Genomic DNA, 14,813 nt, shown 5'->3' with positions numbered 1-14,813 from the left:
GCGAAAGCCCGGTCACGGCGCGTGAGCGGCGGGAGGCGCCCGGACGACTCGGCCGGCGCAGGGTTTAACTGCCAACGGCGCAGATCGCAGGCGCGAAAGGCGGGAAACCCGCATTCATGACAGGTCCATCCGTCTGTATGGACGGAGCACCGATGGCGGATTCTGTCGAGAGACGGTCCATCGGCGGATCGCGGGCAACGGTTGTCAACAGTTCACACCTGCGCGCACCGCCGTGCCAGTTCAATGCGAGATACATAAGCTGGCGGCGGTCAGACGGGGAACCTGTTGGGGCGTTGGAGAGTGCCTGTCTCGCTGATCCGCTTCCCGCGATGAATGCGATCTGGGACTGCACAAATCCAGCGCGCCACCCGGTTTTGGCTCTGAATTTCACATCCCTTTGCGGGCTGGTTTGCGTGGGCCGCATATTGTGCTGTCTGCTATGGGCTCTCACCCTGTCTGGGCTTGCGAATCGCCGCACGTTCCCTTCGCCGTGCATCATCATATTGCCGTTTCCGTTGCTCGCACGGGGAGCGCGATGAGATAACATGCCTGCACCTGACAGCAAATCATTCAGAACGATGGGAAAGGGAATCAGGATGCGGTCGGCGCTCGACCCCCGGGGTAAGGCCTGGACGGTCGAGGCGTTGCAGACACTCCATGACGCTCAGCGGGAGGTACCGGACCTTGTCTGCGATCATGCGCCGTGCGGATGCGCGGTGCGTTTCGTACATCGCTACCAGCAGAACCACTCCAACCGGATCGAGCCAATCGATGTGCCCGCCTACATCGGCCTGACCAGTGATTCCGAGCATGTCGCCGGATGCCGCTATGACGCACCGGGACGGTTGACGGCAATCGTTGCACAGTCGGATCCGGATTTCGTGAAGGCACTCGACACCGGTAAACGCGAACTGCGGCTGCTCGTGCTGCACAATGGCCTACGCGGCAAGGGGCTTTCCGGCACGACGCCAGTCCGTCCCGGCATCGGTACCGGGACGCCGGGCGGCAATGCCACCATCGACGTTGTCCAGTCGGAGAAGAAGCTCTCGGGTTACGTCCGAACGACGGCCGACCTCGTCGCCCTTCGCGCGTTATGCGAATCGGATACGTTTCTGGCATCGGAACTGGTTCTGCGTTTCGGTACGCGACGCATCGCATGGAAAGTCTTCTTTTTCGAGCGTGAGCGGTACGACGAAGCGTGGGAGCTGGTGAGGCAGGGCGGGACGAACGCCTTCCCGATCGTGCTGGCGGCGACCGTGCGTTCGTACTACGTCCCGTCACCGGGAGACAAGTTCAAGAATGCCTTTCTGAACTGCCATCCGCTTTACCGGAAAACGGGCGATCCTGACCGCGTGGAAACGTTTGAAGTCAGCGTGGCCCACGAGGACGCGACCTGGCTTTCGGGCTTTCCGGCGGGTGCCGACGTTGTTATGTTTGGTCTCTGGCGGGTGCAGGACAAGGTGGAAAAGCAGGGCAAGGACCCGCGAAACCCATCCAGGGCCGTCACGTATGTGACGTACAAGTTGATGCTTGAGCCGAAATTCCGGCGCCAGGTGATACGGATCGAAGAGTAGCAACCATAGTCGCGCATCGTCATGGCATCGACTGAAGGCGGTGTCCCCGCGTTGCCTACGCGTCGCAAGGGCCGGGGTGAGGTGGGTTCCTGCCGCTTCCCGGTGCGTAAATGGACGTGTGATGTGACAAGACGCACCATTGTCAGGATAGAAAGAATATGCCGATCGCTCACGTTGGATCCACATGGAAGAAATGGGACTTGCACGTGCACACGCCCGAGTCCTTCTATCACAACTACCCGGGAACCCATGAAGAGGCCTGGGAGGCGTTTTTGTCGGATATCGAGCAGCTCCCGGAGGAATTCAAGGTCATCGGAATCAACGACTATGTGCTCGTCGATGGTTACGAGAAAGCCCTGAAGGCGAAGCGCGAGCAGAACAGGTTGAAGAATATCGACCTGATCCTGCCGGTGGTCGAATTGCGCCTCGACAAGTTCGGTGGTGTGGTTCAGGGTGGCAAGCACGGCAATGCGCCGTCGAGCTGGAGCAGGATCAATATCCACGTGATTTTTGATCAGGTCGATCCGGACTTTATTCGCCAGCAGTTCATTTCGGCGATTGCGCCGAGCTACCGCCTGCTTCCGGGATCGACTGGCGAAGGCAAGTGGAACTCGGTGATCTCGCGCCAGAGTATCGAGGCACTCGGCGCGGCGATTATCGAGTCGGTTCCCGCGGACAAGCGCGATGCCTACGGAACGCAGCTGATCGAGGGCTTTAACAACCTCAATGTGAGCGCCGATGGTCTGCGCAAGGCGCTCGAAAACGAAGCCCTGAAAGGAAAGTTCGTCGTCGCTGTCGGCAAGACGGAGTGGGAGAACCTCAAGTGGGACGACCATTCGATCGCAGAAAAAAAGACCCTTATCAACGAGGCCGACCTCGTTTTCACTGCGGCGGAAACCCCCGATGACCATGCCAAGGCCAAGGCGAAATTGCGCGTGACGGGGGTCAACGCCAATCTGCTCGATTGCTCGGATGCTCACTGGTTGAGCACGTCCACGGACAAGGATCGGATTGGCAACTGCTTCACCTGGATCAAGGCCGATTGCACGTTCAAAGGCCTTCTGCAGGCGATCGAAGAGTTCGATGACCGCGTCTACGTCGGCGATAACCCGCCCAAGCGCCAGCACGTTGAGCTCAACCGGACGAAATTTATCCGCGCCGTCAGGGTGGCAAGGAAGGAGGGCTCGAAGCTCGCTGACACGTGGTTCGATGCCGGGTTACCGCTGAATCCGGACCTGGTCGCAATCATCGGCAACAAGGGCAGCGGCAAGAGTGCGCTTGCCGACATCATTGCGCTCGCAGGCAATACACGAAATTACCGCAGTTTCTCCTTCCTGAACGACGTTCGTTTCCGGGAGCCACGCGCGAAGCTCGCGCAGCACTTCACCGGGACCCTGACGTGGCGCGACGGCTCGGAAACCTCCCGGGATCTGGATAAGGATCCGGAATCCAGCAGTGTCGAGCGCGTCAAGTACCTGCCGCAGAGCTATCTTGAGACGCTTTGCAATGAGCTGGGCGCGGGCGGTTCGGCAACTTTCGATGCGGAGCTGCGGAAGATCATCTATTCCCACGTGCCGCCGGAGGACCAGCTGGGCCAGCCGTCGATGGACGCCCTGCTCGATTTCAAGGTGGCCGAGATCAACAAGGCCATAGAGGCCGTACGGGGACGGGTGTCCGCGCTCAACGTTGAGATCATCAATGCGGAAAGCAGGCTTTCCCCGGAATTCAGAAAGGGCCTGGTTGAGCAGCTTGCAGCCAGAAAAGCCGAGCTCGCCGCGCTGGAAGAAGCCAGGCCGAAGCAGGTCGACGACCCGAACGCGTCACCCGAAGCGCTGGAGGAATCGAAGCAGGCAGCGGCCGGAATCGACGGGCTTGAGCAACAGCTCGAGGCAATCGGAAGGGAAGAAGCGGCACTGCGCGAGGCGAAGGCCGCCGCTGCCAAAAAGCAGGCGCTCGCGCGTCGGATTGCCCAGGCTCTGGTCAACCAGAAGAAGCAGAACGATACGTTCGAAGGCGAGTTGAAAGCGCTTCTGGCCGAGCTCGGCGCTGACATCCCGCTCAGCTCGTTGTTCGAGGTGAGGATCGACACCCGGCCTGCGGATAACGTTGTCAGGGCGATGCAGGCCGAGACCGAATTGATCGACGGAAAGCTTCAAGGCACAGAGCCGGATGGCATTCTGAAGCGGCGCGAGGCACTTTCCGCTTCCGTAGCCGAAGCCAAGAGCAGGCTCGGCGAGCGCCAGCGACTCTTTGTGCTGTACAAGGAGGAGCTGGCCAGATGGGACAAGTCGAAAGCTGAAATTGTGGGGCCGGCCGAAAAGCAGGGCACCATTACCTGGTTGCAAGCGGCGATTGATTCGCTGGAAGGGGTGCCCGCGCAGGTCAAGACGCTGAGGGAGCAGCGCGCCCAGCTTTCAAGAGAGATTCATGGGCTGATTCGCGGCATGGTTGCCGAATTCCAGCGGCTCTACCTGCCCGTTCAGGCGTTTGTGCAGTCGGCGGACCAGATGGATATGAACCTTCCGCTCGAATTTCACGTTCGCATCGAGGAGGCTGAATTCCAGGAGCAGTTCCTGGGCAAGCTGAATCGCCAGGTCAGAGGCACGTTCTCGGGCGTCGACGAAAGCAACCAGCTCGTGCGGCGCATGCTGCAGGAGGCCAGCTTCGCGGAGCCGGACAACGCCATAGCGTTCGCCGAGCAGATCGATCGCGCCTTGCATTCAGACCAGCGGGAGGGGCAGGACGAGCGCGAGACTCGACTGGCCGATCAGCTGCGCAGAGGCACCGCAGCGAACGAGATGCTCGACTACATCTTTGGCCTCGAATACCTCAGGCCGCGCTACTCGTTGACCTATGGCGGGCAGGACATTGGGCTGTTGTCACCGGGAGAGCGCGGGCTGCTGTTGCTGGTGTTCTATCTCCTGGTCGACAAGGACGACATCCCGATCGTGATTGACCAGCCGGAAGAGAATCTTGACAACCAGACCATCTACAGAATCCTGGTCAAGTGCATCAAGAAGGCAAAGGAACGGCGCCAGGTCATCATGGTTACGCATAACCCGAACCTGGCCGTTGTATGTGATGCGGAGCAGATCATCTATGCGTTCCGGAATGGCGAGGGCGTCCGGTTTGAGTACGAGGCGGGCTCGATCGAGCAGCCTGAAATCAAGAACAGGGTGGTGCAGATTCTCGAAGGCACCGAGCCGGCATTCCGGAACAGGCAGTCGAAATATCGACTGGTTTGACGCGTCGGGGGGCGAAAGGGGGCTGTCAGCGGTTAGAGGGGCCGAATTCAAACCGCGATAGCGGTCGTAGTGTTTTCGCCGATTTCGACGAGTGAGGCCCGCACGTCAGTGCCGGCCGCTTCCGCCTAGATGCACACGCGTAATGACCGTGAATCGCACCCAGGCCTCACTGGAAGTCGAAGGCGCGAACGGGCTATGATGGCAGTCCGGCAGCGATGACCGGGCATAGGGTGGTGCGGGCAGCGGGCAAGCGCGAGACGGGATCGCCAAGTTTTGGTCGATTGGTTGACGGGGACAACATGGACTTTCCGGCGGATATCAAAGGGTGCATGAAGGATTGCATCTTGTCGCTGTTCTGGCCACGTAAGGATATTGTCGGTTTCTTTGAGAAGCACGGATGCACGAAGGCGGAAATTGGCCTGCTGCGGCTCGAAGGCGAGCACGCATCGCGGCGGCACGAGGTGGTCGATGTCCTGTTCGGTGCGCTCGCGACTCGACCTGATCACGGTCTGGGCCCGTTTCGCGCCATGCTGCAATCGCTTTTGACGTGGTCGCACTTCGATCCGTACTACTTTGACAATCTTAAAAAGCTGGATCGCGCGGCGGCGACGCGGAACCTCGAACACCTGCGCCAATTGCAGGAGATTCGAGACGCAAAGATCAAAGCCGATCGCGAGCGGCGGACTGCCCAGGACGAGGCTCGACAGAGGCCAACCGCATCACTAGACAAGCTGCGGAGCGAATATCTCGATCTGCTTGCCAACAAGACGTCACGGCAGCAGCGGGGCTACGCGTTGGAGCGCATCCTCGCCGAACTCTCCCGCCTCTCGCAACTGGAAACCACCGAAGCGTTCCGCGTTAACGGCGAGCAGGTCGATGGCGCGCTGAAGTTCGACGGAGAGCACTACCTCATCGAAGCCAAGTGGCAGGAAAGATCGTCGAGCAACGAGCCGGTTTATCAGTTTGCCGGCAAGGTGGCGGGCAAGTTGTACGGGCGCGGCCTTTTTATCTCGGTGAACGGGTTCAGTCCCGAGGTCGTTCGTAGTCTCGTCATCGGCAAGGAGATCCAGACCTTGTTTATCGATGGTGAGGATTTGATACTGGTGTTGGAAGGACACCTGACGATGAGAGAGATGATCGACCGCAAGGTGAAAGCCGCGCAAACCAGAGGCCTGATCTACGTTCACCCATTGTCGGGCGCTGAGAAGAAGTCGTAAATAAACTGAGGGGTTTTGCATGGAGCGCGAAGCGATCGGGCGGCGAGCCCAAGACGTGCAGTCCGGACTGCGGGATGTCTCGGACCTGCGTGTGTCGGCCACGATACCGATTACAAGGCAGATCGGCATGGCTGCGCAGCTTGCCGTTCATATTCGAGGCCTGGACACGATCCAGAACATTGTCGGTTTTCATGGCTTTTGCAGCAATCTGGGTATTTCGTCAGATTCATTGCCAACCATTCTTGGCACGCTGGAGCAGATCTGTTGGATACGGGTCGTGCCTCATGTTTACTGCTTCAGCCCTAGTGGAATCCGCCTGACATTCTTGATGTCACGGGGGGCTGCAGCCGAGAGGTATGCAGAGATGTTGTCCGTTGTGTCGTGATTGGCAATGACCACGAAGGAGAAGACGTCGTTCTTCTTGCCTTCATCTCCGATGTAGTAGTCCGAAACGATGTTCCATGGCATCCCTGCGGGGTAGCCGGAGAACCACTGTTTCATCAGTTGCTGGATCGTCTTGGTCGCCTTGATGAATACTGGCAACAAATCCACCATACTTTTTCTTCCCTCTCGATGTTCGCAATACGGATTTGCGGTATAGCTACGGGCTTACCGACTTCATGGATCAGACGATTATTGCAATCTGCGCCGCGCCTGGGCGAATTTGGCTTGCAGCGTGCGCTCGGTGATGCCCATGAGATGGCCATGATGAGCGATCAGTGCGCTCGCGATGGCTTCCTGGCTCTTGAAGCTGGAGTAGGCAGTGCCAGCGGGCGAGTGTCCGAGCATCAGCGCCAGCATGGCACCGACAATGTTCAGGTAGGTGGCTTCGGCACGGTCGCTTAAGGGGCAAGGTTCGCCGGCTGTTCCAGGCTATCAAGATGTTCCAGCGCACGGGCCATGTGGATGACGCCGCGGCGAGCGATTCTTGGCTCTGATCAGAGCTCTACCGGAATGCGACCAACGTGAACAGAGCATTGTGAGGAATGCGATTAATACGCTATACATCGCAGCACCAAGATTGCACGGACCGCTCAGTCGACGTCGCCGCCGACCTTGATGTCCGACCCACGGGCCAGCGCTAAAAAGCCGGCGATATAGGCCGTATCCTCTTCACCGCGACGCACGCCGACGTGGATGCTTTTTTGGATGCCGTGCTGGCCGAGGCGCACAGTGCGGACCGGCATTGACGCTCCTTCCTCTAGAACCAGCCAGTCCGGCAGCACTGCTACCCCACGTCGCGCGGAGACGAGTTGCAGCATCAGCTCGACCTGCTCGGCCGTCCGATGGAATTTGGGTCTACAATGGGCCGGCACCAGGAAGCGCGTGTAGATATCGAGCCGCTCATTGCTGACCGGCACCGTAATCAGTTCCTCGGTGAGCAGATCATGGGGCAGCGCGAATTCTCGCGTGGCAAGTGGATGCTGCTCGTGTACCACCAGCATCAGTTCATAGTCGATAACCGGTTCGAACACGATGTCGGGCAGCGCGATCGGGTCGGGCGTGACGAGCAAATCGATTTCATAACCAAGCAGTGCAGCCACCCCGTCGAAGCGGAACGCGGTGCGCACATCGAAATCGACGTCGGGCCAGCTCGAGAGATAGTGTGATGTCAGGCGCGTTAGCCATTTCTGGCACGGATGGCATTCCATCCCGACGCGCAGTGCGCCACGTCGCCCTTCGGCAAACTCGACGAGTGTGCGCTCGGCATGCTCGATCTGCGGCAGCACGCGCTCGGCCAACGCAAGCAGGTATTCGCCCGCTTGCGTGAAGCGTAGGCCTCGCCCGTTCTTGGTCCACAACTTTACACCGTGTCGTTCCTCAAGCTTGCGGACCATATGCGACAGCGCTGACTGAGTGACGTTGAGGCGCTCGGCTGCCGCGGTCAGGCTGCCGAGCCGCTGAACTTCCATCAGGATCGAAAGATACTGGAGATCGAGCATCGTTGAACTCCCCATATTGCATGCAACCGACCGTCGTGGAGACAGCTACGGGTGCCGTGATACTTGCCGGCCGAAGGCACTGCGAGGCCGGGTAACCGTCAGGATCAAGCTTTCGACGTTCCCCGGCGCGAGGTCCACAGGAATGCCGACAGCCCTAGAACCGGCCCGGGCACCAGCAGCCAGATCGCGTCTAGCCCAATCCTCTCGAGCAGCGCTGTCGTGGCGGCGATCGAGACGACCGTGATGGCGAAGCCGATTGAGTTCTGAATCGCCAGCGCACCACCGACCCATGCAGGCGGGCAGGCGCGTGCCGCCAGCGCCGAGAACTGCGGCGAATCTGCGACCACCGACGCACCCCAGACGACGAGCAGCACGACCATTGCCACCGGTGGTAGGACGCGCCATGCCAGTGCAAAGGTCAGTCCGCAGACTCCAGAGATTGCCAGCGCACCGAGTGCGACCCTGGCACTACCCAGCGTGCGCGAAAGCATTCCGCCGACGAGTGAACCGATTGCTCCCGCGCCGATTACGCAGAAGGCCATGCCGGACACGCCGATACGCGGGAAGCGCGTCGCCAGTGCGGTATGTGCGATCAGTAGAGGCACGGCGGTCCAGAGCGTGTAGAGCTCCCACATATGCCCGAAGTAGCCGAGTGTTGCGGCGCGAAACGCGCGGATCCTGAACGCCCCGAGCACGGCGGCTGGGCCGCCAGATGGCCCGACCGGCGTATTCGTTTGCGCGCGGGCGCCGTCCCCGAGGACGTGGATTACTCCGGCGCCGACCGCTGCGAGCACTGATGAAGCCGTAATGATCCACTGCCACGGTAGCCCGGTGCCTATTACCCGCAGTGCGTGCGGCAGCGCCGTACCCAGCGTCAGCATGGCGACAAGCTGGGCCAGCGCGGAACCGGTTCGATCCGGCGCCCAGCCGACGATCAGTTTCATGCCCATCGGGTAAATGCCGGCCAGACAGACGCCAACGCCAAACCGGAAAAGCGCTCCCGTAGCAAGACCGGTGGACAGCCAGGCAAAGCCGAGGTTGAAGGCGCCTCCAAGCAGGGCACTGAACACGAAAATTCGACTCGCGCGAAACTGATCCGCGGCACCGCTCAGCGAGATCGCGAGTGTGCCGAAGATAAAGCCCAGTTGTACAGCGCTGGTCAGCCAACCAATGTCTGCAGCGCTCGCTTGCCAGAGGCGCATCAGGTCCGGCGCCGTGCTGTTCGCGCTGAACCATAGCGCCGTACCGAAGAGCTGGGCGATTGCGATCGCGGTGACCGGCCCGACCCTGCCGACTAGCCAGCGCTGCAAACCGGTGCGCGGTTCCACGATGCTTGAACACATATGACTTCCTTGGTGGTTGCGCGAACATTCGCGCCCGCGCGTGCCGTTATCGCGCTGATTCGAACGGAAACGGCTGCGAGAGCCGCGCGGGATGGCGGCCATCGACGACCGGGAGGAACGGATGGCGCAGATCGCGTCGCCGTAGATGGTTCTGCCGGCTCGGTCAGGCTGTGACGAGCTGGTTGAGCCAGCGCATGTCGCGCGGCGATGGGCGACGATGCAGGCGCTGATCGAGCAGCGCGCGTGCCTTGCCGGCTTCGCCGCTGCGCATCCAGGCGATGAGCAGCGTGTCCTGGACGATCTCGCGTTGCGCGCCGCTGCCGCCGATGCGCACGACCTCGTGCGCTACGGGCTCAAGTATGGCCGCACACTTCGCGTATTTCTCCTCGGCGAATGCGCGTGCCGCGCGACAGATCGCCGGCACCACGGCACCGGCCCGCAGCGTGCCGGCCTCGACGAGCACGTCGAGTGCGCTCGCGCGCTCTTCGAGCGCCGCCGTTGCGCCCGTGGCCGCCGCGATCAAGGCCATATGGACATCGGCGAACGGGAAGCCTGCCTGCCGAAAGTAATCCGACGCATATCGTGCCGCATCGTCCCACTTGCCGGCGGGAACGGCGTGGCCGTAAGCCTGCATGCGCCAGAGAAACGAAGCGGTATCGCTGACCACGTTGATCGGCACGCCCAGCGACGCCGCCGGTGCAACATGCGCGTCATAGATCGCCAGCGCACGCTCGGTATCGCCGCGTTCAAGTGCGATCAGGGCCGCATGCCACGCAATGTGACCATGCAGGATGCCGCTGCGGTCGTACTCGGGCAGCCAGCCGGCAATCATCGCATCGGCCTCGTCGTTCGCGCCGGCCTCGTACAGCACGTGTGCCACCGCGTGCGCGGCATTGACATTGTGACGGCGCAGTTCGAGTGCACGTTGCGTCAGCGTGCGGCCAAGCCGGACGTCGCCGTTTTCGCCATGCGCCCAGCCGCGATACGTCAGGAACCACCAGTCGTCGTCCTCGAAATGACGCGCATGGCGCTCGCAAAGTGCGACGCGCGCCTGGTCGTGATCAGCCATGCCAGAAAATGCGAACAGGCCGAACGCGCCGAGCGGCAGCGAAAGCACGACCACGTCGCGCGGCCAGCGATCGACATGCTCGAGCGCAGCCGCCAGGGCCTTTGCGGCCTGCCCATGGATCGCGAGCGACAGCACCTCGACATGGCTGCGCTCGCGCGGTGTGCCGTTACGGCCAACGAGCGCGACCGCGTTCGTGATCATCGCCCGCGCGTCGCCGATCTCGGCCCGGATCGCATGCAGGCGCGCACGGGCAGCCTGTGCGAGCGCGAATTCCGGATCGGCAGCAATCGCCTCGTCGAGTGCTTCGGCGGCACCCGGCCACAAGGACAGGAGCAAGTCGACGCCGGTGCGATAGCGGTTGGCTGCGTATTCGGAGGGTGTCGAAAGGGGCAGGCTGTAGCGGTCGAAACAGGCCATGAAGCGGGAAACTCCAGTATGAATCGTGGGCGTTCGGGACAGCGGCATTTCAGTTGCGCACGTTGCCGCGAGTCAGGCGTGATCGTCATTAGACCAAGATTCACAATGTCTGTATTTCGACTGATGGCCAGAATGTATAGAATATCTGCCAACTGGAGAATCATCATGGTCTGGGAGACGATCGAAGCACCCGCAAACGCGGCGCCACCGGCACCGCTTAGGGTGCGTGCGCAGTTCATTCCTGCCCGCCACTCCTTTCCCGAGCATCATCATCGCTGGCATCAGGTGGTATACGCCATCTCTGGTGCATTGACGGTGATAGCCGAAGGCGGTTCCTACGTGATTTCGCCGGATCAGGCCGTTTGGCTGGCTACCGGCGCGAGGCATCGCGTGGGCTCGCTCCTGGGCGCGGAATTTCGAAGCCTGTGGATTTCGGATGACGCGGGGGCGGCATTGCCGAACGCGAGCCCGAGCGTTCTTACCGTGTCGCCCTTGCTGAAAGCGCTGATCGTCGAGGCGAGCGAGATCGACGGACAACCTGACGAGGATGGCTATGCGGGTCGAATCACGTATTTGATTCTGGATCAACTGCGACGCGCACCAACACTCCCGTCGGCGCTGCCTTGGCCGCGCGATGCTGCGTTGATGTCGCTCTGCGAGCGACTCTACGCAGATCCTGCGGATCCGTGCGGCCCGGACGAGTGGGGTGCGATGTTAGGAATGTCGGCGCGCACGCTGGCACGCCGGTTCGTCGCCGAAACCGGCATGAGCCTGCGTTCGTGGCGCCGTCGCATGCGCCTTTTCAGGGGGATTGAACTACTCGCGGCGGGACACGGCGTGACGCGTGCCGCGATGGAACTTGGCTACGGCTCGACATCGGCTTTCGTCTATGCATTTCGGCTGGAGATGGGTAGCAGCCCGCAGGCCTACATGCGCGGCCGCGGGACCGAATTCGGCGAACGGGCGCCATTGCATACACGTTGAAGCCAACCGAGCCGGGGCGGATACCGGCTGATGTTTCGCATGCCCGTATCCGCCCACTGATGCTTACACCGGAAGATTCTTTGTATCGCACGACTCGCACGCGGCATTGGCGTTTGCGGATTCGTTTCGAACGTAGAAGCGATACGCTACGTACACGACCGCGACCCAGACCGCCGACACCACCAGCGACATCCGCATGTCCGGCAAGATCGCAATACAGGCCAGCACCGCCGCGACAAAGCAGAGCGCGATATAGTTGCTGTACGGATAAAACGGCATCTTATAAGTGAGTTTGTCAGCTTCGCCGTTCTCGATCCGAATCTTGCGAAAGCGCAAGTGGCTGATGACGATCGATCCCCACGCACAGACGAGCGCGAACACGGTTACCGACGAGAACAGCTCGAAGGCCTGATCCGGCATCAAGTAGTTCAGCAGTACGCCCGCAAACATCGTTGCGAAGACCATCAGGATCGCGCGGGACGGAACCTTGCGACTGTTGACGGTGCCGAGGAAAGCTGGTGCGTTTTTCTGCAGCGAAAGGTTGTAGAAGGTGCGGCTGTTGGTGAATACGCTTGCGTTCACGGCTGAGAGCACCGCCATGATCACGACGAGGTTCATGATGCCGGCTGCGGCGGGAATGCCGATCTTCGTGAATACCTCGACAAAGGGGCTGCCCTTGGTCGTCAACGAGGTCCACGGGAACACCATCAGAAGAACCGCGATCGCGCCGACATAGAAAATCAACAGGCGCCAGAACGTCGCGTTGATCGCTTTCGGCATGGTCGTGCGGACGTCTTTCGCTTCGCCGGCAGCCAACCCGAGATTCTCGACGCCACCGAACGAGAAGGCCACCATCACGATCGCGAGAAAGGTGCCGCCCACGCCTTTGGCGAAGAATCCGCCATTGGCAACGAGATTGTGATATCCGATCGGTACGCCGTGGTTGCCGATGCCGAACGCGATCATTCCGGTACCGAAGACGATCAGCGCGACAATCGCCGCCACCTTGACGAGCGCAAACCAAAACTCGGCCTCGCCGTAAAACTTCACGCCGATGATATTGACGCAAAACATGATCGAGACGGCCGTGCCTGCCGTCACCCAGATCGGGATGCCGGGGAACCAGAAGTGCACGTAGTTGCCGAGCGCGTTCAGATCCGCTGCACTGGTGGCCAACAGGAAGATGAAGGCATTCCAGCCGTTCAGAAAGCCCACGAAGCGGTGGATATAGCGGTTCGAATATGAGATGTAGGAGCCGGAGACCGGCTCCTCGACCGCCATCTCGCCCAGCGCGCGCATCACGAAGTAGATCGCGATGGCGGCGAGCACATAGACGAGCAGGATGGCCGGTCCGGCCGTGCGGATCGCCCATGATGAACCGTAGAAAAGGCCGGTTCCGATTGCGCCGCCGATGGCGATCATCTGGATGTGCCGGTTTGACAGGTCGCGCTTCAGGTCTTCCTGTTCGTAAGCCGTGATTTCAGAGTTCTGTGTCATGTCTTCTCCGGGAGTGTCTTCATCTGTCTGTGCAGGTGCATGGAAATTTAATTTTTGTATGTATTGCTTAATAATTGATGCTGTCTTTTCGAGGGACATGCGCATCCGGAACCGGAGCATCGAATGCGAAGCGAGGGCTAGTCCCGCTTCGCTCGGACTTGCGTCAATAAAGTCAGAGCGCGGCTAGTGCCAGACTCAAGCGCTCGATGGCCTCGTCGATCAGGATACGTGGGCACCCGAGGTTCGCGCGCATATAGCCATGTCCTTCGACACCGAACTTCTGCCCCTTGTCCAGCCAGAGACGTGCCTCGGTCAATATGAAGCGGTTGAGTACGTCGGGGTCCATGCCGAGCCCGCGGCAGTCCATCCAGGCCAGATAGAGGGAATCGGCCGGCAAGACCTCGATGCGCGAGGTGATGCCGTGGATCGCTTCGCGAAAATGCGCTTGATTGCCACGAAGGTATGTCAGTAGCGCTTCGAGCCACGACTCGCCGTGGGTATAGGCGGCCTCGGCCGCGACCATGCCGAGCGTATTGACCGACTGATACATGTTCCGATCGAACTGCCGCCGCAATGCTTCACGTACACGGCGATCGGGTACGAAAATGTTTGCGCTCTGCAGACCCGGAAGGTTGAAGGTTTTGCTTGGCGCAGTGCACGTAATGCTATTACGTGCGAACGGCTCTCCAAGCGACGCGAACGGTACGTGCTTTTTGGACGGATTGAGGATCAGATCCTGATGGATCTCGTCGGAGATGACCATCACGCCGCGCCGCGCGCAAATTTCACCCATCGCCCTCAATTCGCACTCGGTCCAGACATTGCCGGTCGGGTTGTGCGGGTTGCTTAGAATAAAGAGCCGTGTGTTGTCGCGTATCGCCGCCTCGAATGCGCGCTCGTCGAAACGATAGGCGGTGCCCGCGCGCTCGAGCGGTGCGAATACGAGGTGTCGCCCGTTGAGTAGAACGTCGTCGTGGAAATGTGCGTAGACGGGCGGCTGAATCAGGACGGTATCGCCGGGCAACGAGAAGGCCTGAATTGCCGTCTTCAGCGCCGTGATGATGCCACTCGCCTGTATCACCCACGAGCGATCCACTTCCCAACCGAAGCGACGCGCCTGCCAGTCGATCACGGCATCGACATAGCGTGCGGTCGCGCCGCACGAATAGCCGAAGACGCCGTATTCGACTGCGTCGTGCAGCGCATCGATGACCGGGCGCGGCGCGCGAAAATCCATGTCTGCGACCCACATCGGCAACGGATCAGCCGCATGCTCCTCGGGCGACAGCAGCGTTGCGCCGAACGCCCATTTCAACGAGTTCGATGATTTGCGGTCGATGACTTCGTCGAAGATCGAACCGGGCGTTTCGGACGCGCCCCCGCCGGCAGACAATTCAGAATGAGACTTCACGTTCCCTTCCATTCGCGATATAACGGCACACCGACGGCGTGACCACGTATGGCGAATAGAGTAGCAGCGCGAAATTTTGAGCAACAATGGTATGTTCTCATGGAGCAGTGAGC

The 14,813-nt window shown here is 60.6% G+C and carries 10 protein-coding genes and 1 pseudogene; 4 read left to right on the top strand and 7 right to left on the bottom strand.

The window, feature by feature from the left end; genetic code table 11:
• Nucleotides 1–545: 545 nt before the first annotated feature.
• The 3 genes from Q3A80_RS02435 (at nt 546) to Q3A80_RS02425 (ending at nt 6,036) form a co-directional block, all read left to right on the top strand.
• Nucleotides 546–1,574: a hypothetical protein gene (locus tag Q3A80_RS02435; protein WP_446327506.1), complete on the top strand. Its 1,029-nt coding sequence runs from the start codon at nt 546–548 to the stop codon at nt 1,572–1,574.
• A 158-nt stretch (nt 1,575–1,732) separates the two neighbouring features.
• Nucleotides 1,733–4,819, top strand: coding sequence for a TrlF family AAA-like ATPase (locus Q3A80_RS02430; RefSeq protein WP_446327505.1), 3,087 nt, complete (start codon nt 1,733–1,735; stop codon nt 4,817–4,819).
• A 344-nt stretch (nt 4,820–5,163) separates the two neighbouring features.
• Nucleotides 5,164–6,036, top strand: a complete 873-nt coding sequence (locus Q3A80_RS02425) for a restriction endonuclease (protein WP_446327504.1) — start codon at nt 5,164–5,166, stop codon at nt 6,034–6,036.
• 288 nt (nt 6,037–6,324) lie between these two features.
• On the opposite strand, the gene Q3A80_RS02420 is transcribed toward Q3A80_RS02425, so the two are convergent.
• From Q3A80_RS02420 to Q3A80_RS02400, 5 genes and pseudogenes are all read right to left on the bottom strand, one after another.
• The gene (locus Q3A80_RS02420) at nt 6,325–6,591 is read right to left on the bottom strand and encodes a hypothetical protein (protein ID WP_446327503.1); all 267 of its coding nucleotides are present in this window, start codon (nt 6,589–6,591) and stop codon (nt 6,325–6,327) included.
• Between the two features lie 78 nt (nt 6,592–6,669).
• Nucleotides 6,670–6,873: pseudogene (locus Q3A80_RS02415) on the bottom strand (hypothetical protein); the annotation flags it as partial.
• A gap of 197 nt (nt 6,874–7,070) precedes the next feature.
• A complete protein-coding gene (locus Q3A80_RS02410) occupies nt 7,071–7,979 on the bottom strand; it encodes a LysR family transcriptional regulator (protein ID WP_446327502.1) in 909 nt (302 codons plus the stop codon).
• A 104-nt stretch (nt 7,980–8,083) separates the two neighbouring features.
• Nucleotides 8,084–9,322: an MFS transporter gene (locus Q3A80_RS02405; protein WP_446327501.1), complete on the bottom strand. Its 1,239-nt coding sequence runs from the start codon at nt 9,320–9,322 to the stop codon at nt 8,084–8,086.
• A gap of 163 nt (nt 9,323–9,485) precedes the next feature.
• The gene (locus Q3A80_RS02400) at nt 9,486–10,808 is read right to left on the bottom strand and encodes a tetratricopeptide repeat protein (RefSeq protein ID WP_446327798.1); all 1,323 of its coding nucleotides are present in this window, start codon (nt 10,806–10,808) and stop codon (nt 9,486–9,488) included.
• Between the two features lie 165 nt (nt 10,809–10,973).
• On the opposite strand from Q3A80_RS02400, the gene Q3A80_RS02395 reads away from it, so the two are divergent.
• Entirely contained in the window at nt 10,974–11,792 is an 819-nt protein-coding gene (locus tag Q3A80_RS02395) for an AraC family transcriptional regulator (RefSeq protein ID WP_446327500.1), read from the top strand.
• 63 nt (nt 11,793–11,855) lie between these two features.
• On the opposite strand, the gene Q3A80_RS02390 is transcribed toward Q3A80_RS02395, so the two are convergent.
• Nucleotides 11,856–13,289 carry an amino acid permease gene (locus tag Q3A80_RS02390; protein ID WP_446327499.1) on the bottom strand — a complete coding sequence of 478 codons (1,434 nt, stop codon included), beginning with the start codon at nt 13,287–13,289 and terminating at the stop codon, nt 11,856–11,858.
• A gap of 172 nt (nt 13,290–13,461) precedes the next feature.
• Nucleotides 13,462–14,700: a MalY/PatB family protein gene (locus Q3A80_RS02385; protein WP_446327498.1), complete on the bottom strand. Its 1,239-nt coding sequence runs from the start codon at nt 14,698–14,700 to the stop codon at nt 13,462–13,464.
• Between the last annotated feature and the right edge of the window lie 113 nt (nt 14,701–14,813).

Source organism: Burkholderia sp. SR8, assembly GCF_052851275.1.
Note: the sequence above shows the minus strand (reverse complement) of the source record. Positions and strands in the feature narration are given on the sequence as shown.